The 24,045-nt window shown below is 70.7% G+C and carries 16 protein-coding genes; 9 read left to right on the top strand and 7 right to left on the bottom strand.

What is annotated here, in order from left to right:
* Positions 1-41: 41 nt before the first annotated feature.
* Complete coding sequence (locus tag ACFLIM_RS05325) at positions 42-617, top strand: MmyB family transcriptional regulator (protein WP_393162467.1); 576 nt, start codon at positions 42-44, stop codon at positions 615-617.
* Between the two features lie 134 nt (positions 618-751).
* On the opposite strand, the gene ACFLIM_RS05320 is transcribed toward ACFLIM_RS05325, so the two are convergent.
* The 3 genes from ACFLIM_RS05320 to ACFLIM_RS05310 form a co-directional block, all read right to left on the bottom strand.
* On the bottom strand, positions 752-3,988 hold the full coding sequence (locus ACFLIM_RS05320) for a galactose-binding domain-containing protein (RefSeq protein ID WP_393162465.1): 3,237 nt from the start codon (positions 3,986-3,988) through the stop codon (positions 752-754).
* Positions 3,985-5,367: a glycoside hydrolase family 43 protein gene (locus ACFLIM_RS05315; RefSeq protein ID WP_393162463.1), complete on the bottom strand. Its 1,383-nt coding sequence runs from the start codon at positions 5,365-5,367 to the stop codon at positions 3,985-3,987. The genes ACFLIM_RS05320 and ACFLIM_RS05315 overlap by 4 nt, the downstream gene beginning before the upstream one ends.
* A 254-nt stretch (positions 5,368-5,621) precedes the next feature.
* Positions 5,622-7,610, bottom strand: a complete 1,989-nt coding sequence (locus ACFLIM_RS05310; RefSeq protein ID WP_393162461.1) for a GTP-binding protein — start codon at positions 7,608-7,610, stop codon at positions 5,622-5,624.
* 263 nt (positions 7,611-7,873) lie between these two features.
* Between ACFLIM_RS05310 and ACFLIM_RS05305 the strand changes: the two genes are divergently transcribed.
* From ACFLIM_RS05305 to ACFLIM_RS05280, 6 genes are all read left to right on the top strand, one after another.
* Positions 7,874-9,850, top strand: coding sequence for an amino acid transporter (locus ACFLIM_RS05305; protein WP_393162459.1), 1,977 nt, complete (start codon positions 7,874-7,876; stop codon positions 9,848-9,850).
* Between the two features lie 200 nt (positions 9,851-10,050).
* Positions 10,051-10,824, top strand: coding sequence for an intradiol ring-cleavage dioxygenase (locus ACFLIM_RS05300; RefSeq protein WP_393162457.1), 774 nt, complete (start codon positions 10,051-10,053; stop codon positions 10,822-10,824).
* 124 nt (positions 10,825-10,948) lie between these two features.
* Positions 10,949-12,124, top strand: coding sequence for an ROK family transcriptional regulator (locus ACFLIM_RS05295; protein ID WP_393162455.1), 1,176 nt, complete (start codon positions 10,949-10,951; stop codon positions 12,122-12,124).
* Positions 12,125-12,255: 131 nt separating this feature from the next.
* Positions 12,256-12,873, top strand: coding sequence for a hypothetical protein (locus tag ACFLIM_RS05290; RefSeq protein WP_393162453.1), 618 nt, complete (start codon positions 12,256-12,258; stop codon positions 12,871-12,873).
* Positions 12,857-13,360: an OmpA family protein gene (locus ACFLIM_RS05285; RefSeq protein ID WP_393162451.1), complete on the top strand. Its 504-nt coding sequence runs from the start codon at positions 12,857-12,859 to the stop codon at positions 13,358-13,360. The genes ACFLIM_RS05290 and ACFLIM_RS05285 overlap by 17 nt, the downstream gene beginning before the upstream one ends.
* 72 nt (positions 13,361-13,432) lie before the next feature.
* Complete coding sequence (locus ACFLIM_RS05280; protein ID WP_393162449.1) at positions 13,433-14,392, top strand: AraC-like ligand-binding domain-containing protein; 960 nt, start codon at positions 13,433-13,435, stop codon at positions 14,390-14,392.
* Between the two features lie 157 nt (positions 14,393-14,549).
* Here the strand turns inward: ACFLIM_RS05280 and ACFLIM_RS05275 are convergent, their stop codons facing one another.
* The 4 genes from ACFLIM_RS05275 to ACFLIM_RS05260 all read right to left on the bottom strand — a co-directional run bounded on the left by ACFLIM_RS05275 (position 14,550) and on the right by ACFLIM_RS05260 (position 22,957).
* Complete coding sequence (locus tag ACFLIM_RS05275) at positions 14,550-14,741, bottom strand: hypothetical protein (RefSeq protein ID WP_393162447.1); 192 nt, start codon at positions 14,739-14,741, stop codon at positions 14,550-14,552.
* A complete protein-coding gene (locus ACFLIM_RS05270) occupies positions 14,738-17,230 on the bottom strand; it encodes a PEP/pyruvate-binding domain-containing protein (RefSeq protein WP_393162445.1) in 2,493 nt (830 codons plus the stop codon). Before ACFLIM_RS05270 ends, ACFLIM_RS05275 begins: the two co-directional genes overlap by 4 nt.
* The gene (locus ACFLIM_RS05265) at positions 17,227-17,931 is read right to left on the bottom strand and encodes a TetR/AcrR family transcriptional regulator (protein ID WP_393162443.1); all 705 of its coding nucleotides are present in this window, start codon (positions 17,929-17,931) and stop codon (positions 17,227-17,229) included. The genes ACFLIM_RS05270 and ACFLIM_RS05265 overlap by 4 nt, the downstream gene beginning before the upstream one ends.
* 94 nt (positions 17,932-18,025) lie before the next feature.
* Positions 18,026-22,957 carry a hypothetical protein gene (locus ACFLIM_RS05260; RefSeq protein ID WP_393162442.1) on the bottom strand — a complete coding sequence of 1,644 codons (4,932 nt, stop codon included), beginning with the start codon at positions 22,955-22,957 and terminating at the stop codon, positions 18,026-18,028.
* A gap of 123 nt (positions 22,958-23,080) precedes the next feature.
* Here ACFLIM_RS05260 and ACFLIM_RS05255 point away from each other — a divergent pair, with 123 nt between their 5' ends.
* Entirely contained in the window at positions 23,081-23,626 is a 546-nt protein-coding gene (locus tag ACFLIM_RS05255; protein ID WP_393162440.1) for a hypothetical protein, read from the top strand.
* A gap of 37 nt (positions 23,627-23,663) precedes the next feature.
* Positions 23,664-24,035: a hypothetical protein gene (locus tag ACFLIM_RS05250; protein ID WP_393162438.1), complete on the top strand. Its 372-nt coding sequence runs from the start codon at positions 23,664-23,666 to the stop codon at positions 24,033-24,035.
* Positions 24,036-24,045: the final 10 nt, after the last annotated feature.

The following is a 24,045-nucleotide window of genomic DNA, read 5'->3' as shown; positions in this document are numbered from 1 at the left end:
GACTACCCAGTACCCCTGGGCCCGGGCCTAGCCTCGAGACCATGGACACGGAAAACTCGCCCGGCCGGTCCCCGCGCGCCCGCCGCGAGCAGGTCAGCCCGAACCTGCTGCGCATGATGGAACGCTGGCCGCGCACCCCGGCCGTGGTCCTGGGCCGCTGCCTGACCGTGCTGGCCGGCAACCCCCTGGGCAAGGCCCTGTTCGACGGCCACCACCACAGCGAGGACCTGGTGCGCCTGGTGTTCCTGGACCCGCACGCACGCGACTTCTACCCGGACTGGGACCAGGTGGCCGTCAGCACCGTCGCCGGGCTGCGCGCGGTGGCCCGCACGCACCACGACGACCCGCAGCTGATCGACGTGGTCGGCGAGTTGTCGCTGAAGAGCGACGCCTTCCGCCGGCTGTGGGCCCGCCAGGACATCCGCCAGAAGACCGAGGAGACCAAACGTTTCCGCCACCCGCTGGTGGGCGAGCTGACGCTGCACTACGAGTCGTTGACCGTGAACAGCGCTCCCGGCCAGCAGCTGGTCGTCTACCACGCCGAACCGGGCAGCCCGTCGGAACAGGCCCTCTCCCAGCTGTGCATCGCCGCGAACGCACCGCCGTCAGGTGGGTGAGATCATGCCTCCGCCGTTGTGCAGGCCCTCGCCCAGTTTGCCTGATTCCACCTCCCTAGGTCACCAAAAGTGAGAGAGTAACTACTCCTCCCCGGGACCGGGGGCGTGCCCGTTCCGGGCACGCCCCCGCGACATCAGGTCCCGTAGGCCTTGACCTCCAGGAGGCCGACGGAGCTGGTGCCGTTGCCGGTGAGCAGCACCCGCAGCCGGGTGGTGCCGGTGGCGGTGAAGGTGACGTTGTTGTAGGCGTTCTTGGTCAGCGTGTACGCCGACGCGCCGGGCACGTCCACGTACGCGCTGCCGTTCCAGTACTGCAACTTCCACGACGCCGGCATGTCGATGCCCTGCTCGTCGTCGAAGAAGTACACCTCGGCGCGGTTCAGGTTGCGGGCCGACGACCAGGTCAGGTCCACCCACTGCTGCCCGGTGTTCGGCCAGCAGCCCCAGCGCGGGTTCGCGGTGTCGTTGGACGACGACGGGTCGATCCCGTCGTTGACCGCGGCCACGCTCTCCCACGAGGAGGTGAAGGAGGCCGACGGCGTGGCCGACGACGCCAGGTTGGACGGCGGCTGGACGACGCCGCCCCGGTTGTACGCCTTGATCTCGGTGAGCCCGGTCCTGGCGCCGGAGGCGGCCGTGGCCAGCACCCGTACCCGCTGCGCGCTGACGGCGGGGAACTGCACCACGTTGTAGTTGGCCCGCGGCGCCGAAGGCGACTTGGCCTGGCTGGGCACGCTCACCCAGGCGGTGCCGTTGTAGTACTGGATGTCGTACGACGCCGGCGCCCGGTAGGTGGCGCTGGCCGGGCGGCTGTCCTTGAAGTAGAGCCGCACCTCGTTGAGCGTCCGGGCGGAGCCGAAGTTCAGCTCGTACCAGTCCTGCCCCGAGGTGGTGCCGCCCCAGAAGGGCTCGTTGATCGGGAACCCGTCCACGGCGCCCGCGGCGGAGCTGCCGGAGGCGGTGGTGGAGGCCGTGGCGGTGGCCCCGGCCGCGAGGTTGGTGAGGTTGGCGGTCAGGTCGACGCCCGCCTTGGCCAGCAGGTCGACCATGCGGGCGCTGGTCTGGGTCACCTGCGCGGGAGCCTGGAGACCTGGGACGGCCACGTGGTAGGTGACCGTGCCGCTGGTGGTGACGTCACCGGTGGCCGGGTCCCACGTGAACGGCACCAGCGACGACACCGTGGCCGCCCGGCTGCCGTTGACGTAGATCGAGTAGCCCTCGGGCACGCCGGGGTAACGTACGACGCCGTCGGCCGGGTCGTCCCACACGATGGTCAGGTCGGCGTTGCGGTAACGCAGGTTGTTGACCGTGAAGTGGGTCCAGCCGATGTTGATCGGCGAGAGCTCCACCTTGGCGTCGTTGCGCGGCCGCAGCCCGGCGACGTCCTCGATCACGGTCCAGTTGCTGCTGCCCAGGATGTTGTGGTGGATCCAGGAGCGGTAGGCGATCGAGGAGCCGTTCCAGTCGGCCCAGAACTCGTTGGCGTCCGGCCACTGCGTGTTGCCGCCCACGTATTGGGCCCAGGCGTTCCAGTAGAGCAGCTTCTTGTACCAGGTCGTGTCGATCCACTCGTTGGGGTAGTTCCGCAGCACCGAGGAGAGCAGGCGGAACTGCACGGTGGAGTTGATCGTGGAGAAGTTGTTGCTGCCGGTGCCCGAGGCCGCCTTGTCGGCCTGGTTGGCGGTGTAGAAGGGGAAGATCGGATACTGCGCCGGATCGTCGAAGAGGCGCAGGGCCTGCTTGTAGGTGGCGGTGTTGGGGATCGCACCGACGGCGAACGGGTAGTAGTTGTTGATCTCCTTCCACGGCACCCATTCGTTCGTCGACTTCAGCCGGTGCTCGAACAACTGCCTGCTCGGATTCCAGAGCACGTTGACGATGGCGTTCTGGATCTGCGTGGCCAGCGTGCGCATCTCGGTGGCCTTGGCCGTGTTGCCCACCGCCTCATACGCCTGCGCCGCCGCCAGCGCCCCGCTGTACTGGTAGGCGGCCTCGGCGCGGTCCATGCGCCCGGACTTCCAGTGGAACGACACGGCGTCGGCGTCGTTGCCGGTCAGGGCGCCCCAGTCGTACTCGATGAGCTTGTTGTTGTCGGTGTCGTAGAACGACAGTTGCCCCTTGACGTCCTGCTCGGCGTAGCGGGCCAGGTTGGCGGCGATGGCCGGTTGACCGCCGTGGATCTGGTAGCTCTTCCAGGCCGCCTCGGCGATGTACTGCGTGTAGCTGTTCGACCAGTTCTCCGGGTCACCCGGATTGTCCAGGAAGCGGCCGTTCTTGGAGATCTGGCCGACGCTCAGCCAGTCGCCGTAGGAGTAGATCGGGTTGCGCAGGTATTTGAGGTCGTCGATGTGCATGGGCTGCGTGAGTGCGATCGCGTTGTTGTAGCCCAGGACGCCTTCGGTGGAGGTGGGGAACTGGAACGTCTGCCCGGGGATGTCCGCGTCCAGATGGTTGAAGCGCATCAGCCACCAGCGGTAGTAGATGTTCTTCTTGATGGCGGGCTCGGGCACGTCGATGTAGGGGACGTTCTGCGCCCACCACAGGTTGTACGCGCGCACGTGCGTGGCGAACGCGGTGGCCGCCGAGTAGCCGGCGTAGGCGTCGTACTCGGTGCGCGAGGCGGGGATCTCGTTGGTGACGAAGCCCATGACCACCTTCACGGTCACGGTCGCCCCCGCCGCGATGGTGACGGACCTGTTGAGGCCGCCGCTGGAGACGGTGAACCCGTCGCCGGTGAGTCTGGGGTAGAGCGTGGTGAGGTTGTTGTAGGCGTTCACCTGGCCGGTCAATTCGCTGCCGCTGCCGGACGTGGCGTCCGGCGAAGTGGCCCTGAGCTGCAGCGTCGTCGAGGCGGAGCCGCCGTTGGTGATGGCCAGGTTGGTCACCGCGACGTTGTTGTCGGTGATGAACTTCGTCTGGTTGATCGTGACCGAGCCGCTGGTGTGGCGGCTCTTCCAGTGGCTGGGCGCCTGCCAGCGGGAGGCCACCTGTTCGGTGAACGTGCCGGGCGTGACGGCGACGGTGAAGGCGTTGTTGTTGTTGATGCTCTCCCAGTACGCCACCTGCCCGGCGAACCCGAGCGTGCCCGGCGTGTGCGTCTTCATGAACAACGCCCGCCCGCGCGACATGAGCCACGTTCCCGCCGGATCGTTGCCCGGGCGGGCGAGCAGCCGGTCCATCCAGAAGTCGGTGCCCGAGCTCTCGGCGTCGTAGATGGCCTGCATCATGTTGCCGGTCGTGTACGCCCCGGGCGGGGCCGGGACGGCCGGGCCGTTGAACGACGGGAAGCCGATGGTCTGATCCGCGTGCGCCGGCCCGCCGGCCACGAGTAAGCCCGCGACGAGCAGCAGGGCCGTGAGGATCCTGCTCATGAGAAGGCCCTCCATTCGAGCACACCGGTCGAGTAGCCGGTCCTGGAAGTGATGTTCAGCCGCAGCCGGGTGGTGCTGACCGCGGTGAAGGTCGTGGTGTTGAAGGTGTTGCCCGCCACGCCGCAGGCCGACTGCCCGGGCACGTTGACGTAGGCGCTGCCGTTCCAGTACTGCACCTGGCACGAGGCCGGCAGGTCGATGCCCTGGTTGTCGTCGAACCAGTACACCTGGGATCTGGAGACCGTCTGCGCGGTGGGCCAGCGGTACTCGATCCACTCGGTGCCCTGGTGGTTCCAGTTGCCGTAGGCGCCATGGCTGTGATCGGCCGAGTTCGCCGGGGTGTAGCCGTCGTTGATCGCGCCGAGGGTCTCCCACGGCGAGACGTAGGAGGTGGAGGGGGTGGCACTGGCCGCCAGGTTGCCCGGAGTGGTCGGTCCGCCGGTCTGCACGACCTTCTGCATGGTGCCGTCGGCGTTGAAGTAGAGCTTGTCGATCGTGACCGAGCGGCGGAAGTTGCCCCCGCCCGGGCTGGACGCGTTGTGGTACACCATGTACCACTGGCCCTTGTACTCGATGATCGCCGGGTGGTTCGTGGTCGAGGTGACCTGGTCGAGCACGACTCCGCGGTGGGTCCACGGACCCATCGGGTTGCTCGCGGTGGCGTACCGGATGCAGGCGTAACCGGGCGCCGAGCAGGCCGAGTCATTGGCCGCGTAGGCGAGGTAGTAGACGCCGTTGCGCTTGAACATCCAGGGGGCCTCCCAGAAGTTCGACACGCCGCTCGGGGTGACCACCGAGCCGTTGATCGAGGTCATGTTGGCGTTGAGCCGGGCGGCGCGCACCCCGTTGTACGAGCCCCAGTACATGTAGACCTGGCCGTCGTCGTCGGTGAACACGGTCGGGTCGATGTTCAGCGGCGAGGAGCCGGGCGTGCTGTCGCTGACCAGCGGGCCGCCCTTCGCGTCGGTGAACGGGCCCAGCGGGCTGTTGCCGACGGCCACGCCGATGTCCATCCAGCCGGCGCCGTTGCCGTTGACGGGGACGTACCAGTAGTAGCGGCCGTCGGCGCCCCGCTCGACCTCGCCCGCCCAGGCGTCGGCGCCCGCCCAGGAGAAGTTCGAGATCGCGAGCTTGGCGCCCTGGTCGGTGAAGGTGGTGGCGTCGGAGGAGGTGAAGACGTGCCAGTCGCGCATGACGAAGTTGGTGCCGCCCGTCGGGGCCTCGTCGTGGCCGGTGTAGAGGTACAGGGTGTCCCCGACGACCAGCGCGGCCGGGTCGGCCGTGTAGATCGCGGTGGTGATCGGCGGGCCCGCGAGCGCGGGCTGTCCGAGGAGGAGCACAAGTGCTCCGGCGAGGGCCACTGCCCATCGTCGTCTCATGAGTTCGCCCCTTACGACCTAGCGATTGCTTGTGTTAGCGCTAACATCACCGACTGGGACCTGAAGCGGTGAACCTAAAAGGTTTTCGGGAAGGTAGATCGGCCGGAGCAGGGCTGTCAATCGGCCACTGCAACTCTTTGCATAGCCCTTTAGCTGGTACGACTTCGCCGCGCGGCCGCTGATCAGCAAGCGAGCACTTGGTTACAGTTTCATATCTCCGAAAAGGCTTTCGGACTTTCGTCCGCGAGGTCGCGCTAGACCCTCCGGACGACGTGCAGCAGGTACTCCTTGCGGTTGAGCGGGTTGTGATCGGTACGCGGGCGTTCCGGGATCGGGCCGCGTACCGGCTGGTAGCGGTCGAAGTCGCACTCCAGCACGCCCTCCCCGCGAGTCAGCGCGGGCAACTGCTGCTCCAGCCGGTGCACGCCGGCCGCCGGGATCTCCCCCTCCACCAGACCAGGCGTCTGGGTACGCGGGACGGCGCCCAGCCGGGCCAGCACCGGCAACACCGGGCCGAGGGTGTCGGCGGGCAGCTCCAGCCTGAAATGGTGCATCGGCTCGAACACCCTGGTCCCGGCCCGCCGCAACGCGCCCATGAGCACCAGCGGGGTCAGGTTGCGGAAGTCGCCGGCGGTGCTCGACATGCTCTTGTCGAAGCCGCCTCCCGAGTGGCTCTGCCTGGCCCAGTAGCCGGAGTGCGTCAGGGTGACCGCGCAGTCGGCGACCTCCCAGCCGTACAGGCCCTGCCGCAGTGTCTCGCGTACCGTCTCCTCGATCGTCTTCATGAACGAGAACGGCAGCGAGCCCAGCTCGACCTCCAGCCGGAACTCCACCCCGCTGCCGAGCTCGCCCGGCTCGACGCGCAGGCCGACGGTGGCGAGGAACGGGTTGGGGTCCTTGCCGATCAGCTCGAACGCCTCGCCGGTGCCGATCAGGCGCTCGACGCAGATCGTGGTGGTCTCGCGGAAGGTGACGTCGAGGCCGAAGTCGTTCAGGAGGGTGGCCTGGATGACCTCCTTCTGCACCTCGCCGTAGAGCGAGACGGACACCTCCTGCCGCAGGTCGTCCTGGCGCAGGGCGATCAGCGGGTCCTGCTCGGCGAGCTGGGCCAGCGCGAGGTGCAGCGCGCCCTTGTCGGCGGCACGGCACGGGACCACGACCGTCTCAAGGGTCGGGGGCGCGAAGTGCCTCTCCGGCTCCTTCTTCCCCGGCCCATCCGTCGCGGGTGCGGTGATCGGGTCGCCGATCCGGACGTCCGTCAGGCCCCACAGCCGGGCGATCCGGCCCGCCTGGACCGACGTGCTGCGGGTCGCCGTGCCTCGGTCGAAGACGCTGATCGCGGTGACCTTGCCCTCGCGGCCCTCGCGCTTCTGGCCGAAGTTGAGCCGGTCGCGGGTGCGTACCGTGCCGGAGAACAGCCGGACGTAGGCGATCTTCTCCCCCGCGTCGCCGCGCTCGATCTTGAAGACGGTGCCGGAGACCGGCTCTTCCGGGTCGCCCTGGGCGGCTGGGAGCAGCTCCTCGATGCCGGCGATCAGCGCGTCCACGCCGGCGCCGGTGATCGCCGAGCCGAAGAACACCGGGTGCGCCAGCGCCTGCCCGGTCTGGGCCACGAGCTCGGCGCGGAGCCGGGCGTACGAGATCGAGTCCTCGTCGTCCACGTACGCGGCCAGCAGCGCGTCACCCTGGTCGGCGAGCACCTCGACCAGCGTCGAGGCGAAGGCCGCTGCGCCGTCGAACGGCGTGAACGAGGCGGCACTCGTGCCCAGCTCATCGGTGGAGCCCATGGCGACAACGGCCGGGGTTAGCTTGTCGGAAATTTCACGCAATATGCGGTCGTACTGGGCGCCGCGACGGTCGATCTTGTTCACGAAGACGAGCGTGGGGATGCCGAGGCGGCGCAGCGTGCGCATGAGCACGCGGGTCTGGGCCTGTACGCCCTCGACGGCGGAGATCACCAGCACGGCGCCGTCGAGCACGCTCAGCACCCGCTCCACCTCGGCGATGAAGTCGGGGTGGCCGGGCGTGTCGATCAGGTTTACCGTGGTGCCGCCGATGACGAAGGAGACGACCGCGGACTTGATCGTGATGCCGCGCTGTCGTTCCAGGGCCAGGGAGTCGGTCTGGGTGTTGCCGTCATCGACGCTGCCGACCTCGTCGATGGCGCCAGCGGCATAGAGCAGCCGCTCGGTCAGGCTGGTCTTACCGGCGTCTACATGCGCCAGGATCCCCAAATTGAGCATACGCACCGAACGTCATGTCCTCCGTATAGACGGCTGTTCCTCTCTGGGGGGACACGAACGTTGCTCGCATTACTGCTCCTTCAAGTAGCCGGGCTCCGCCAGCACACCAGAGACCGCTCAGCACCGGCAACCGATTTACCGCCCCTTGGCCCACGAAGGCGCCGGCCGCACACGTTCCGGTTGCCGAGTCGGTGTGCCCGTAAGGCGTGCGCGTGCGGCATACGCCCTAGGGTGGTGTGCGTTCACGAGGAGAAGGAGATCCGGTGAGCGGTGATCTGGCCATCCCCGCAGTGGTCGACAGCCCGACCCGCCAGGCGGCGCCGGCCAGTGGCCTGGTGCGCTGGTTGTTGCAACATCGGGTGCAGCCGGTCGGGCCCGAGACGGCCGAAGGGCATGCCAAGCCGCAGTCCTGGTGGAAGGTCATGTGCCTGACCGGCGTCGACTACTTCTCCACGCTGGCCTACCTGCCCGGCATCGCCGCGCTGGCGGCCGGGGCGCTGTCGCCGCTGGCCACGTTGCTCATCGTGGCGCTGACGCTGCTGGGCATGCTGCCGATGTACCGCAGAGTGGCCAAGGAGAGCCCGCACGGGCAGGGGTCGGTGGCGATGCTGGAGCGGCTGCTGCCGTTCTGGCGGGGCAAGCTGTTCGTGCTGGTGCTGCTGGGGTTCGTGGCCACCTCGTGGATCATCACGATCACGTTGTCGGCGGCGGACGCGTCCGTACATGTTCTGGAAAATCCGTATTTTCCGGGGTTCCTGCATGGGCACGCGGTGGCCATCACGGTGGTGCTGCTGGTGGTGCTCGGCGGGGTGTTCCTGCTGGGCTTCACCGAGGCCGTCGGCGTGGCGATCCCGCTGGTGGCGCTCTTCCTGCTGCTGAACGCCATCGTCGTCGGCGTCGGTCTGAGCGACATCGTGGCCGCGCCGGAGACGGTCTCTCGCTGGACCGAGGCGCTGACGAGCGGCGGGGGCGGCTTCGGCGGCCTGATCGGGCCGGCGGTGCTGGCGTTCCCGCTGCTGGTGCTGGGGTTGTCGGGGTTCGAGACGGGTGTCAGCATGATGCCGCTGGTGGCGGCCAAGGGCGAGAACTCCGAGCGGCGGCTGGGGGCGCGGATCGCCAACACGCGCAAGCTGCTGACCGCGGCGGCGCTGATCATGAGCGTCTACCTGATCGCGACCAGCTTCGTGACCACCGTGCTCATCCCGGCCGAGCAGTTCAGTCCCGGTGGCGAGGCGAACGGCAGGGCGCTGGCGTACCTGGCCCATGAGCGGCTGGGCGAGGCGTTCGGCACCGCGTACGACATCAGCACCATCCTCATCCTGTGGTTCGCCGGGGCCTCCGCGATGGCCGGGCTGATCAACATCGTGCCGCGCTACCTGCCTTCCTACGGCATGGCACCCGAGTGGGGCCGTGCCGTGCGCCCGGTGGTGCTGGTCTACACGGGCATCTGCATCGTGCTCACCATGGCGTTCGACGCCGACGTGGACGCCCAGGCGGGCGCCTATGCCACTGGCATCCTGGCCATGATGGTCTCCGGCGCCGTCGCGGTGACGATCTCGGCCATCCGGCGCAGGCAGGGGCTCGCCATCGTCGGGTTCACCGTGCTCACCCTGGTCCTGCTGTACGCGCTGGTGGAGAACATCAGGGAGAAGCCGGACGGCATCGCCATCTCCGCGCTGTTCATCCTCGGCATGGTCGCCATCTCCCTGGTCTCGCGCGTGTCGCGGACCACCGAGCTGCGGGCCGACCGGATCGAGTTCGACGCGGCGGCGCGGCGGTTCGTGACCGAGTCGCTGGACTTCGACGGCGCGCTCAACGTCATCGCCAACCGCCGCGGCCCGGGCGACGAGGCCGAATACGACGCCAAGGAAGCCGAGCAGCGCGGCATGAACCCGGTGCCCGGGCGGGCTGACGTGTTGTTCCTGGAGATCGACGTGATCGACCCGTCGAGTTTCAGCGACGTGTTGCGGGTGCGCGGGGTCGAGGTGGGCAGGCACCGCGTGCTGCGCGTGGAGAGCCCGGCCGCGCCCAACGCGATCGCCGCCATCCTGCTCGCCCTGCGCGACGCCACCGGGGTCCGGCCGCACTGCTACTTCGAGTGGGCGGAAGGGTCGCCGCTGGTGCATCTGTTCCGCTATCTCATCCTGGGACGCGGTGACACGGCCCCGGTCGTACGCGAGATCATCCGTACCAGCGAGCCCGACCCCGCGCGGCGGCCCGGCATCCACGTCGGCGGCTAAAGCGCGCCCAGCCCGGCCGAAAGCGGGAAGTAGGGGACGAAGGCGACGCCCTGCCCCTCGCACGGCCGCAGCCCGGCGTCGTCCTCGATAACAGGTGATACGCGCCGCGCCTCCGACGAAATCCGCACATCTCATGAGAGGTTCGACTGGACCGGAGGAGACATCGGGGGCTCCTCCTCACCTGCCGGAGAACGATCTCAGTGAGACACGATCATGAAGGGCAGCGGGTCAGCCGTCGGCGGCTGATCACCAGCATCGGCATCAGCTCGCTCGGGCTCGGCGGCGTCCTGGCCGCCCGCAGCCCCGACGCCACGGCGGTCACGGACTCTGGGGACCTGTTCTCCGACGCCCGTACCTGCACGCTCACGCCGGCCGCGACCAAAGGCCCCTTCTACTTCGACGCAGACAAGATCCGCAGCGACATCCGCGAGAACAAGCCCGGTGTACGCCTGCGCCTCGCCATCAAGGTGCAAGACAGCGATACGTGCCAGCCACTGCCAGGTGTGGTAGTGGACATCTGGAACTGCGACGCCTCCGGGCTCTACTCGGGAGGCGAGCGGGGAGCCATGATCGAGCAGGCCGAGGCGAACACGATCAACCACGACAGGCCCTGGCCCGACCTGAAGCCCACCGACGGCAAGCGCTACCTGCGCGGCGCACAGGTGACGGACGGCGACGGCGTCGTGGAGTTCACAACGGTATGGCCGGGATGGTACCCGGGGCGCACGGTGCACATCCATGTCATGGTGCACATCGGCAACGCGCGTGTGCTGACCACGCAGCTGATGTTCGAGGAGGCGCTCAACTGCCAGGTTCTGTCCCAGCCGCCGTACTCACACCACAGGGGGCGGGACACGTACAACACCAATGATTTGTACTACAAGGACGACCTGCGGCTGACGGTCGTCGAAGACGGCGACGGCTACTGGGGCGCCATCATCCTGTCCGTCGACCCCGACAAAGACGGCGGCTAGACCCGCCGAACGTCAAGTGAAGGCTTTGTTCACGGCTTGCAGTAACTGCGGGGCACAGTTGGACGGATGGCGGGGACGAGGGCGGCGCGCGGATTAATTCGAGGCGTGGCCTAAGATGGCCGCCATGACGGAGGCACCGCACAGGACGGTTCGCGACCTGCGGCGCGGCAACCGGGCCACCGTGCTGCGTGCCCTCTACCTGGGCGGGCCCGCCAGCCGCCAGGAGCTGAGCCGGATCACCTCGCTCAGCCCGGCCACGGTGAGCAACGTCGTCGGCGACCTGCTCGCCCACCAGGTGGTCTACGAGGCCGGCGTCGCGGAGTCGCAGGGCGGCCGGCCGCGGGTGCTGCTGCGGATCAACGCCGCCCACGGGTACGCCGTCGGCATCGACGTGGGCGAGACCCACGTCCGCGTCGAGCTGTTCGACCTGGAGATGAACCCGCTGGCCCGCACCGAGTACAAACTGCGCCCGGCCAGGCACGACCCGGAGATCGTGGTACGCCACATCCTGGCGGGCGTGGACCTCGTGCTGAGCGAGGCCGGCGTGGCCCATGACCAGGTGCTCGGCGTCGGCGTCGGCGTTCCTGGGGTGGTCGAGCAGGGTCCTGACGCCGTCATCCACGCGCCCGGCTTCGGCTGGGACGCGGTGCCGCTCGGCAGGCTCCTGCGCAAGGGCACGGACCTGCCGCTGTACGTCGACAACGGCGCCAAGTCGATGGGCCAGGCCGAGTTGTGGTTCGGCGCCGGGCGGGGGGCGCGGCACGTCGTGTCCGTGCTGATCGGCACAGGCGCGGGCGCCAGCATCGTCACCGACGGCGTGACCTACCGGGGCGCCAACAGCAGCGCCGGCGAGTGGGGCCACACGAAGATCGTGGTCGGCGGGCGCGCCTGCCGGTGCGGCGGCAAGGGCTGCCTGGAGGCGTACGTCGGGGGCAGAGGCATCCTGGAGCGGGCGGGGATGTGGACCGACACCGTCGACGAGCCGGCCGCGCTGGCCGAGCTGCTGGCGAGCGGCTCCCCGGTGATCGAGGAGACCGTCGCCTACCTGGGGGCGGGGCTGGCCAACCTGATCAATCTGTTCAACCCCGAGCGCATCGTGATCGGCGGCTGGGCCGGGGTGCTGCTCGGGGAGCGGCTGCTGGTCGGGATCCGGCGGGCGACCGAGGCGAACTGCCTGGCCAGGCCCTACATGAGCGCGTCCATCAAGCTGGGCAGGCTGGGCGTGGACTCCATCGCCCTGGGGGCGGCGACGCTGGTGATCGACGAGTTCCTGCTCAACAGCGTTCCCGCGAGTGCTTGACGGTTATTTTTCAGCTTGACGTAACTCCTTCATGCGTTGGTCGTCAACAAGCGTGCAGGCCACGCCAATGAGCGCCGCCGTCTCCGCCGAAAGACTGGGAGGCCACCCGAGAAACGGAGACGACGCAGACCATGAGGCAATCGATCATCGTGGTCGCGTCGCTGGCCCTCGTAGCGGCCTGCGGCGCACCCATCCAGGACAGAGGAGAGGACACGCAGCCGGCGAAGCAGCCCCCGACGACCGCGGCGGCCCAGCAGTCGCCGGCCGTCGAACCCCCACCCGCCGAGCCGCCCGCCACGGCCTCCGAAGAGCCCGCCTCGGACGTCGGGTCCGGGCAGCCGGAGGGCGGGACCGTCGCCACCAGGACGGTGAAGGTGAAGGGCGCGGAGGTGCGCGTGGACATCACCGGATTCCGGCGCGAAGGGCGGCTGGCCACGCTCAACTGGTCGGCCAGCACCCTCAACGACGGGACCTGGTACATCTACACGTACATGAGCGCCGACCGAAAGACCAACGACGTCAGCGGCGTCTCGCTGGTCGACCCCGTGAACGCCAAGCGCTATCGGGTCGCCCGCAGCGGCGGCCAGGGCGGCGCGTGCGTGTGCTCGGCGACCGACGACCTCTACTCGGTGGGGCCCGACGAGTCGGCGACGTTGTCGGCCACGTTCCCCGCGCCGCCGGCCGAGGTCACCAAGGTCAACGTGGAGATCCCGCTGCTGGGGACGTTCACCGATGTCCCGCTGGCGTGAGGCGGCATGCGCCTGCGTGCTCGTCGCCTCCGGCCTCGATCCCGCGGACGCTCAGGGAGTGGTCGAGGACCTGTACCTGACGGTGGAGTCGCTCGACGGGACCGAGAGCGAGGTCCGCGAGCCGCGCCGGGTCACGGTGGTGCTGACCAGCGACGTGCTGTTCGCCACCGACAAGGCCGACCTGAGCTCGCGGGCGCGCGACCGGCTGCGCGCGGTGGCCGACCAGATCAAGGCGGAGGAGGCCGGCGGCACCGTGCGGATCGCCGGTCACACCGACGACCGCGCGAGCGACGCCTACAACCTGCGGTTGTCCAACCGCAGGGCGCAGGCCGTACGCACGGCTCTGTCGACGCTGCTGGCGGGCCGCGGTCTGGACCTCCAGGCCAAGGGGTACGGCGAGAGCCGCCCCCGCGCGTCGGGCACCGACGACGCGAGCCGGACCAAGAACCGGCGCGTCGAGATCTCCTACGGGGTGAAAGCTTCCTGACGTGCACGGTGCTTGACCATTCGTGCACGGGCCGGTTGCCCGCCCGCCGCCGCGGGTGGTTGGGTGAACGTCATGAGTGTCGTGTTCCAGGCCGAGGACGAGCCGGTGGTCTCGAGGCGGGACTACTGGCAGCAGATCATGCGCGACCTGCTCGCCCCTCTCGAGTTGCGCATGCCCAAGGGCGGCGACTTCCACAGCAGGGCCGTCGCCGCCGAAGTGGGCGCCGCCCAGGTGTTCGAGCTGTCCACCAGCAGCGGCGAGGCGGTGCGCACGCAGCGCCTCATCCGCCGCGCCGACCCGCGCCTCTGCAAGATCGACGTCCTCGTACGCGGGCAGCTCGTCGTCGAGCAGGACGGCAGGCAGGCCAGGCTGCGCCCCGGCGACTTCGTCTTCGTCGACCTGTCACGTCCCTGCCGCTGGGTCAACCCCGTCTCCGCCGTCAACGTCGCGGTCAGCTTCCCGCGCGGCCTCCTCCCTCTCGCCGACCGCGACCTGGGCGGGCTCACCGGGACCGCCATGCCGGGCGACCGCGGCACCGGAGCCCTGATCTCCTCGCTCACCCGCCAGCTGCCCGCCAGCCTCGACGGTTGCCCGCCCGCCGAGGGCGTCCGGCTCGGCTCCGCCGTGCTCGACCTGCTGGCCGTGGCGCTGGCCGGACGCGCGGACCGGGTCTCGGCGGTGCCCGTGGAGACGCGGCAGGAGGTGCTGCTGGCGCGGGTGCGGGCGTACATCGAGGAGCGGCTCGGGGATCCCGCCCTGTCGCCCGCGACGATCGCCGCCGCGCACCACATCTCGTTACGGCTGCTGTACAAGCTGTTCGAGGCGCAGGAGACCAGCGTGGCCGGGTGGATCAGGCAACGCAGGCTGGACCGGTGCCGGCACGACCTGCTCGACCCCGCGCTGCGGTCCCGGCCGGTGAGCGCGATCGCCGGGCGCTGGGGGTTCGGCAACGCGGCGCACTTCAGCCGGGCGTTCAGGGCGGCACATGGGATGCCGCCCGCCGAGTTCCGCGAGCTGGGCGTGCGGGGTTAGTCAACGAGCGTGCGCGCCGGGCGTACGACGAGGGGCCGGGGCCGCGCCTGAACCCGCTGGAGCGGGCGCGAAGCCGCCTGGGCGCGGCTCGAAGTCGCGCACGGCGCCCAGGCGGCGTTCCACCTCGTCCACCAGGGACGCGGGCAATTCGGCCCACTCACGCCGCCGGATCGGCCTCATCCTCCTTGTCCGCTTCGTGGCGGTGGTCGAGTGCGAGCTTGGCGATCCTGAAGCTGGCGCACCGGGCTTGGAGCTCGCGTTCGTCTTCGGAAGTCCACTGTTCGATCATGGTCACCAACGTGATCACCCGCCGGCCCTCCGGGCGGCCGACTTGGCGGAGTCTTTTCACGCCAGCAACTCGACCGTGCCCCGCTCGCCGTCCACCCTGATCCGGTCGCCGTCGCGCAGGCGCATGGTGGCGTTGCCGGTGCCGACCACGGCTGGGATGCCCAGCTCGCGAGCCACGATCGAGGCGTGCGACAGGGGTGCGCCCATGTCCGTCACCACGGCGGCGGCGCGCGGGAACATCGGGGTCCAGCCCACGTTCGTCAGCGTCGTGACCAGGATCTCGCCTGCCTTGAGCCGCTCGCCCTCCTCGGGGCCGGAGATCACGCGGGCGACGCCCTCCACGACGCCCGGAGCGCCGGGGAATCCCGTGACGGTGTCGCTCACCGGGGCAACACCGCCGCGGGCGTCGTAGACGTCGGCCCGCCGGTCGGGGTCGGCGGCCCAGCGTACGGGGTCGAAGTGGCCGACGATCAGCGCCGGGTAGGGCGGCAGCGCGGCGTACTGCTCGTGGGTCGCCCGCCGCACCGGCACCTGCTCCAGCGCGGCCTCGTCGCCGCGCAGCAGCGCGAGCAGCTCCTCCAGGTAGAGGAAGAACACGTCGTCGCCATGCCCGGACAACTCCCCCGCCCGCACCGCGAACGCCCGCAGCACCCAGAACGCCCGCATGTTCTCCGAACGCGTGAGCTCCCGATCGCGTACGACCGAATTCCAGCGCTGGACCCTGGCGCGCATCTTCGCTTCCTTGCCCGGATAACGCCGGGCGAAGCGCGCCCACGCCTCCTCCCTGGCCTTCTCCTGCCGGGCGAGCAGCGCCTCCGTGTCGGCCCGCAGGTCACGCAGGCCCGCGAGCTGGGCGTCGATCCAGCCGAGGTCCTCGCCGGGCCGGGGAATCGACACCTCGAACTCGTGAGGCCCGCGATGCCCGTACATCCTGGCGAACCCGTCCCTGGTGATCTCCCCGCGGGCCAGCCTGGACAGGCCCATGACCGGGCCCAGGCTGGCCAGCTCGCCGTCGGCGTTGACGCCGGTCAGCATCGCCTCGGCGGCCACGTCGCCCATCAGCTTGCGCAGCTTGTCGCGGGTGTAGACCAGCGTGGCGCCGCCCTGGCGGCCCGCGGCCTCCAGCATGCGGCAGGAGGCGACCATGTGGGGCTCGATCTCGCGGGCCCACAGGTCGGCCAGCTCGGGCCCCGAGCCGGTGGCGGCGATGCCGGCGCGCAAGTCCTCGCACCGCTGCCGCGAGGTCTCCAGGAACGCGTGCATGCCCTTGAGGTTCTCGCGTACCCGGCGCTGGATGCGGACGGCCAAGGGCAGGACGCGCTTGACGATCTCCCAGCGCGAGATCTCCAGCTTCGGCACGTCGAGGCCGGGCGGGAGCTTGCCGAAGACCTGCTCGACCGCGCTGAGCCTGCTCTTCATGCCCAGGGCGGCGCCGATGGAGTAGACGACGCTGAGGTTCATGTAGAAGCGGCCGCCGATGTTGCCCACCAGGTCGAAGCCCGGCAGGGCCGAGGCGGACATGGCCTCGTGGATGAACAGGCGCACGAACGACCACGTCAGCGGCGTCATCACGTCCGGGATGGCCTCGCCCAGGTTGCCGGCGGTCCACAGGTAGTCGCCCCTGAGGCTGTCGTTCCACTCCTCGGCCTGGGGTTTGATGCCGGTGATCGGGCGGGCCTGGACGATGGCGAACGTGCTGCCGCACCTGGCCCATTCGACGTCCATCGGCGTGCCGTACAGGGCCTCGATACGCTCGCCGATCCCGGCCAGTTCCACGGCCTGCCGGGGGTCGAGCACGGCTGCACCACGCAACTCGGCGGGCACCGGCTCCTCGTGGGTGCCCGCGGGGGTGCGGACGGTCATGACCGTCTTGTCGCCGATCCGCGACTGGGTGACCGCGCCGCCGGACACGACGATCGTGTCGGGGGTGACCTGGCCGCCGACGACGGCCTCGCCGAGCCCCCAGGAGGCGTTGATGACGGTCTCGTCGCGGGCGCCGCTGATGGGGTTCGCAGTGAACATGATGCCCGCCGCATCCGCGTCGACCAGCTCCTGGACCACTACGGCCAGCGCCACGTCGTCGTGCGGCACGCCGTTCTGGTCGCGGTAGGCGACGGCGCGTGGATTCCACAACGAGGCCCAGCAGCGCCTGACCGCGTCGAGCAGCGCGTCGCCCCTGATGTTCAGGTAGGTGTCCTGCTGCCCGGCGAACGACATGTCCGGCAGGTCCTCGGCGGTGGCCGACGAGCGCACGGCCACCGGAACGTCGTCGCCGAGCGCGTCATACGCCCGCCGGATCTCCGCGGCGATCTCGGCGGGCATGTCGTGCCCGTCGAACAGCGCCGCGATCTCTTCGGCCGAGCCCGAGGACGCCGCCTGGAGGATCTTGTCGCGGAAACCCGCCACGAACGTGCGGTAGGCCCCGGTCGTGACGTGGAAACCGCCGGGAACGGGCAACCCGGCCCTGGTCAGCCTGGCCAGGGAGGCACCCTTGCCACCCACGGTCGCCAGATCGGCCGCGGCATCCTCGAGAGGGAGTACGGCCCTCACTTGGCATGCTCCTTAGAGCCCAGGGAGGCGGCCAGCTTGCGCTGGGCGACCTCCCCCATGGCGTCGAGAAAGTCGAGGGTGGACCGCGCCACGGCGCTCGCCTGGCCGGGGGACGGCCGGCGGCCGGGGCTCATGGCGCGTTCGATGGTGTCGGCCACCAGGTCCGCGATCCGGTCATGGGGCAGCTCCGCCCCACCAGGGAAGAACAGGAACCCGTAGACGATCGAGTTGATCACCAGAGCGTGGTCTCCCGGCTCCGCGCGCACCGCGCCGTGCCTGATCAGCTCCGCCAGGTACGCATCGTAGACGTCGCCCTGCTCCAGGCCGCTGGTGCTGTGCCGCTTCAGGCGCGTGAGCTTGCCGAGCACCTCGGAGTCGCCCGCCAGCACCGCCCGGAGCAGCGGCCGGCCCAGCAGTGCCCGGGCGAACTCCCCGAACAACGCGCTCAGCGTGGCGGGCCCGCTCTGGCGCACCTCGGCCAGCATGAGGACCCGCTCGCGCCGCAACAACGCGCCGAGGAGGTCGTCGCGCGTCTTCCAGTGCAGGTAGATGGTGCCCTTGGCGACACCCGCCCGCCTGGCCACGTCGTCGATCGTGGTCTTGTCGTAACCCCAGCGCAGGACCAGCTCGGCGGCGGCGTCGAGGATCCGGTGCGCCCGCTCGACCTGGCGCGCGGGATCCTGCGGCGGCCGCCCGACCATGTGTCTCACCCCATTTGTTGACCAGATGAGACTAATTGGTCATTTAATTAATCGCAAGTTCACCGTGATGGCCTCCTCGGCGTTCGAGCCGGGCTCAGCCGAGCTTGCCCAGCAGCGCCTCCGCCTCAGGGCCGAACGCGGGATCGCCCGTGCCCACGGCCTGCGACAGAAGGCGCCTGGCCAGCTCCAGGTCGCCGCGGGCGTACCGGATCTCCCCCAGCCGGCAGGCGGCCTCGGCCACCAGGTCGGCCTCCTCGGTCAGCCCCAGCGTCAGCTCGTAGTAGCGCAGCGCCCCGTCGCGGTCCCCGAGCCAGTGGCACAGCTCACCGAGGTGCGCCGCGGCCAGCCCCGACTCCGGGTCCCCCGCGTCGATGACCCGCTGGTACCAGGTGAGGGCCTCGGGGAAGTCCCGGTTCCGTTTGGCCAGCAGGCCCAGGCACATCGCCCCCACCGCGCTGTTGCGCGCCTCGCCCTCCTCGACGGCCCGCAGATACCACTCGCGCGCCCGCGACTCGTCCTCGTCGTGGTACGTCTGCCCGAGCGCGACCATGGCCCGCGCGGCGAGGTCGGCGTCACCGGCGTCGACCACGCGCACGTACACCTGTCGCCCCTCCTCCACCTCGCCCACCCCGACCAGCGCCTGGGCGAACACGCTGAGCGCCGTCGGCTCCCCGCTCTCCGCCGCCGCCCGCAGCGTGCGCAGCGACTCCTCGGTGTCCCCCTGACGACCCTGGAGCATGCCCAGCAGGCTCCCGAACACCCCCTGCACGGGGCTGTCGGCGTCGCCCGCCTGCCGCTCGGCCAGGCTGTAGAAGGCCTCGGAGTCGCCTTCCGAGTCGAGCAGGGCGAGCAGCCTGCCGCCGGCCACGAAGCGCACCTCGGCGTCCTCGTGCTCGTTCAGCCGCTCGTACATCGTCCGGGCCTCGGCCGTCTCGCCCAGCTCCGCCAGCCGCTCGGCCACCCGCAGCTCGGTGAAGGCGTCCGACCCGGCCAGCGCGTAGTACCGCCGCATGGCCGCCGGGTCCTCGCACAGGTCGCCGAGCTCGCGGGCCTGGTCGGCGGCGTGCGCGCCCATGAGCGACAACACCTGGACGGCCAGTGAGTGGTCCGCGCGCTGGCAGGCCTGGTAGGCGAGCGTGTCGAGATTGTTCAGCGCGGTCTGCGCCAGGTCCGTGTCCGTGCCGGCAGCCGCGGCGAACGCCTCGGCGGCGGCGAGCCGGTCGCCCTCCTCGTGCAGCCAGACGCCCAGCTGGATGCCGCCTCTGGCCACCGCGTCCTGATCACCGGACTCGACGGCCAGCCGCGCCTCCCGCGAGGCGCCTCCCGCGTCGCCCAGCTCGCGCAGGACCCCGGCGAGGTCCACCCGCATGCTGGGCGTGGTGCCGGGGAAGCCGGTGTCGATGCCCCTGCCGTACATGCGGGCCGCGTCCTGCAGCTCGCCCCGTGCCTTGAACACGTCGCCCCACGCCCAGTAGCCCAGCGCCACGGTCTCGGGGTCGCCGGTCCCCACGGCCCGGTCCGCCTCCTTCGCCAGGGCGTCGTGGTCCTGCTCCTGGAGGAGATGGACGAGCAGCTGACGCAGGCATTCGAGGTCGCCGCCGGCCGCTCCGGCGGTCAGCGCCGCCCGTACCTGGGCGGTGTCGCCCCGCTCCGCCAGCAGCTCGGCGAGGAGGACGGCGGTGGCGGGCATCGCGGCGCGGGCCGCCTCGATCGCCCCGTCGAGGTCGCCGCGGCGACGGCGGACGACGGCGATGTTGCGCCAGGCCATCCAGGCCACCTCGGCGTCCCCGAGAGTGGCGGGCAGGAAGGCCAGCTCGGCCCGGCAGTGGTGGCCGTCGTTCGCGAGCAGCGCCCCGAGCTGGACCCCGGCCCGCGCGGCGAGCGCCGGGTCGCCCAGCTCGACGACCAGCCGGTAGAGCCCGGCGGCCACGTCGTCGTCATCCTGCCGACTAGCTCCGTCGAACGTCTGGGCCAGGGCGTCGGCCCTGTCGGCGGTCGCAGTCAGCAAGCGCTGAACGCCCGGGACGTCGCCGTCGTCGAGCGCCAGCAGCAGCTCCGCCGTCGGCTCGGAGCCGGTCTGCCCGGTCAGCGCCGCCAGCGCTCCCTGCCGGTCGCCTTCCGCCGCCAGCACCCAGGGCAGCTCTTCCGGGGTGGCCCGGCCCAGGAGGAAGCGGGACACGGCGGCGGCGTACCCGTCGTCCTCCTGCGCCGCGGCCCGCTCCAGGGCGAAGTGCGCGGCCTCGCTCTCTCCCGCCTCCAGCAGGCGGCGGCCCGCCTCCAGCATGGTCTCCGCCGCCGAGCCAGGGTCGATGGCCGCCGCGCGTTCGAAGGCCGCCTTCGCACCCTCCAGGTCGCCCGTCCTGGCGAGCAGGGCGCCGAGCAGGCGCTCGGACTCCCCCGTCACCTCGGGCGGCTCGCCCGTCATGGCCGCGAGCGCTCCTTGCGGGTCGCCGTGGTCGTTCAGGAACCGGGCGAAGTGCAGCGTCGCGTCCGCGCCGAACGTCGCGGCCAGCCGCTCCCGGGCCTCCTCCTCGCGGCCGCACGCCACCAGCGACTCGCCGAGCCGCAGGGCCAGTTCGGCCCGCCGGCCCTCGTCGCCGGAGTCCGGCACCCGGGCGAACGCCTCCGCGGCCTCGGCATGCTCCCCGAGCTCCTGGAGGATCTTGCCGACGGCGTGCCGGGCCACGCCGTTCAGGTGCTCGTCGTCGCCGACGGCCCGCCGCCAGGCGTCGATCCCGCCGCGTTCGTCGCCCGAGTCGTTGCGCAGGGCGCCGAGGTAGCAGCCCGCCCGCTGGCGCAGTTCCGGGTGCCCGGACGCGGCCACCAGCGACAGCGCGCCGTCAGCGGCGGCCGTCTGCCCGGTGCGCTGCCAGGCGTGCGCGCTCTCCATCGCCAGCGTGCTCGCCATCCAGCACGCGTCCCCCTCGGGAAACGCCCGCGCGGCCCCGTCGAAGTCCCGGTCGAGCAGCAACGTGCCGAACGTGCCCATCTCGCCGGGCGCCATGGCGAAGGCCGCCCGCGCGGCGTCGAAGTCGTCGAGCCTGACCCTCGTGTACCCGAGCGGCCAGGCACTGCGCTCCACCGCCCCGTCCGCGATCAGCCGCTCGTGCACGCGGCAGGCCGCGAGCAGGTCGCCCTGCCGCTCGAAGACCTGCACCAGCTCCGCCGCCGCCGCGAACCGCAACCCGCCGCACCCGGTGTCCATCGCCACCTGGTACGCCGTGCGCGCCTCCCCGAGGTCACGCTCCGCGACGAGCCCGCCCAGCGCGTACGCCACCCACGGCGCCAGCACGGCATGACCATCCGACCGGGCCCGGCGCAACATGGCGACCGCCTCGCCCGCGTCGGACAACACGTCCTTGCAGATCACCGCCGTATACGACAAAGCCAGCGGATCACCGGAGTCCGCCGCCGACTGGAACATCTTGGCCGCTTCGGACAGGTCGTACCCGATCGAGGCCAGCACCTGCGCGAACACGGCGGTGCCGATCGCGGAGACGGCCGGGTCGGCGTGGTCCATGGCCGCGCGGTAGCGGACCAGCCCGTCCTCCCTGCCCAGCCGCTGGTGGTCGAGCATCGCCCCCAGCACGGGATGCGGCTCGTCGGCCGACTCCCGCAGCAGGTGCAGCAGGAACGTCGCGTTGAACGCCTGCAGCACGTCGTCGCACTCGGCCACGTACGCCAGCAGCTCGTCGGCCTGCTCCCGGTCGCCCTCGCCCAGCTCCAGCTCGGCGAGCATCACCATGGCCCTGATCGACTCGGTGCCGGCCCCCGCGTCGGCCGCCACCCGCAGCAGCCGCCTGGCCTCGGCCAGCTCGCCGGCCTGTAGACGGGCCAGCCCGTCGTCGGTGTCCTGCAGCGCCTGCTCCGCCACGGGGTCGGCCAGCGGCTGCTGCCTGGCGGCGTGCTCCAGCATCAGCGCGGCCTTGAACCCGGCGTCGGGGTCCTCATGCCCAGAGGCCAGCTCCACCAGCTCCATGACCTGGTCGTAGGCGTCGGGGTGCTGTTCGAGCAGCAGGCCGAGCAGGGTGACGCAGATCGAGGCCCACTCGCTCTCGCCCGCCTCCAGCACGGCACGCAGCGCGGCCAGCGCCTCGGCCGGCTCGCCCGCCTCCGTGTGCATCTGGGCCAGGCACGCCTGGGCCTCCACGACGAACTCGCGCTGCCCGCTGGCGATCACCCTGCGGAAGATCGCCTTCGTCTCCTCCTCGTCGCCGAGCTGCGCGGTCACCTTGGCCAGCTCGATCAGCGAGGGCAGCCGGACCTCGGGCCTGGGGTCCTCGGCGGCCACCCGGTAGGCGGCCGCGGACTCGGCGTACTCGCCCAGGTCCACCAGCACCGCGCCGAGCAGCTTGTGCGCCATGGCCAGGTGGTCGGGGTGGCCGACGGCGATGGCGTGCTCGCACACCTCGCGGGCCTGCTCGAACTCCTCCTCGTCGGCGTAGATCTGATAGAGCCGGAACGCCGACAACGCCACCACGTCGGGATCGCCGCAGGTCAGCAGCGCCCGGTAGTCGTCCTCGCGCTCGGCCGCCTCATACAGGTCGCGGGCCGAGGCCGGGTCCTGGTGGAACTCGGGCAGCTCCAGCCGGGCGGCCAGCTCGGCCACGGCGGGGCTGTCGCATCTGCGCGCCCGTTCCAGCGCCGCCTGCGCGCCCGGCGCGTCGCCCAGCTGCGTGCACACCAGCACCATCGCCGTGTCGGCGAGCGCGGCCACCTCGAAGTCGGCCCCGCTGGAGGCGATCGACAACACCCGGTGCGCCGCGGGCCACTCCCTGACGTTGACCAGCATCATTCCCATGGCGATGGCCGAGCGCTGCCCGAACACCGGGTCGCCCGACTGGATCACCGATCGGTGCGCCGCCTCGGCGCCGTCCAGGTCCCCCTGCTCCTGCAGCAGTCCGGCCAGCAGATGGGAGGCTTCCGGGTCGCCCGTGGCCGCGATCTGCCTGAACAGCGCGGCGGCCTCATCGAGATCTCCCGCTTTCCAGTAGCTCATGGCCGCGTCGAGCTGTTCTGACGCCATTACTCACTCCAATGTCATCCAAACAATGTGAAAAAGCTACACATGTGTCACTCCGGTCACAGGGCATTCCGAGATCTCCGGACCTCACGCGGAAAAGTACGGGAGCGCCGTAGCGTGTACTCCATGGGCAAGGCGTTCTGGATCGATCAGGAGTTCGACAGGGACCGTGACGGGCGCTATGCCGTACACGTGCGTAAAAACCTGGACGAGTTCGAGTGGGGGGACATCGCGCCCGTCAGGTTCGCGTGCGCGGCGTGGCGGCTGGCCACGCCGCCGTCGCTGACTCCTGGCTACGTGCGGTGGGACCGGCGCGTCCTGGAGGCGACCTGCCACCGCAACACCTGGGACGGCACGCTCTACGCGCGCGTCAGGGTCGTCTCGCCGCTGCCCGAGGAGCTGACCCGGTCGCGGGCCTGGTGGCGCGACCGCGGCTGGCTGGGCTGGCAGGAGACCTTCGGCCAGTACGTCGAGCCGACCCAGCAGGACCTGGCCAGGATCCCGTTCCTGCGCGCCACGCTGCTCGTCGAGGCGCCGGTGCCGCTCGACGACCTGCCGCCGGAGCCCGAGGGGCCGCACGACGAGGTCGAGCAGAGCGCGCACCGGGCCGTGACGGTGCTGGCCCGCGAGCTCAACGCGCTGGTCTCCCCGGTCCTCGACCAGCTGGGCTGAACGCTTGCCTGATCCGCCTGTGGGTAGCAGGGGGATCATGAGGATCCCGCTCGTCGCGCTGGCGCTGGTCGCGGGCTGCGCCGTGGACACGGCCCCGCCCGCGCGGGCGGCGGAGCGCTTCCATGCGGCGCTGGCCGCGCACCGGGAGGAGGCCGCGTGCGCGCTGCTCACCCGCAGGACGGCCGACAGGCTCCCCGACCCCGGTCAGACCTGCGCCGACGCGCTGCGGGAGCTGCGGCTCGGCCCCGGCGGCCCGGTCGCCTCGGTCGGCGTGTGGGGCGACGAGGCACAGGTGCGGCTGACCGGCGACACGCTCTTCCTGCACCGCTTCAGCTACGGCTGGCGGGTCAAGGCCGCCGGTTGCCGGCCGATGGGCGACCTCCCCTACGCGTGCGAGGTTGAGGACTGATGCGCGTGAT

This window comes from Nonomuraea marmarensis (assembly GCF_043197025.1).
GTDB lineage: Bacteria > Actinomycetota > Actinomycetes > Streptosporangiales > Streptosporangiaceae > Nonomuraea > Nonomuraea marmarensis.
This window is presented reverse-complemented; position numbering and strand designations above follow the sequence as displayed.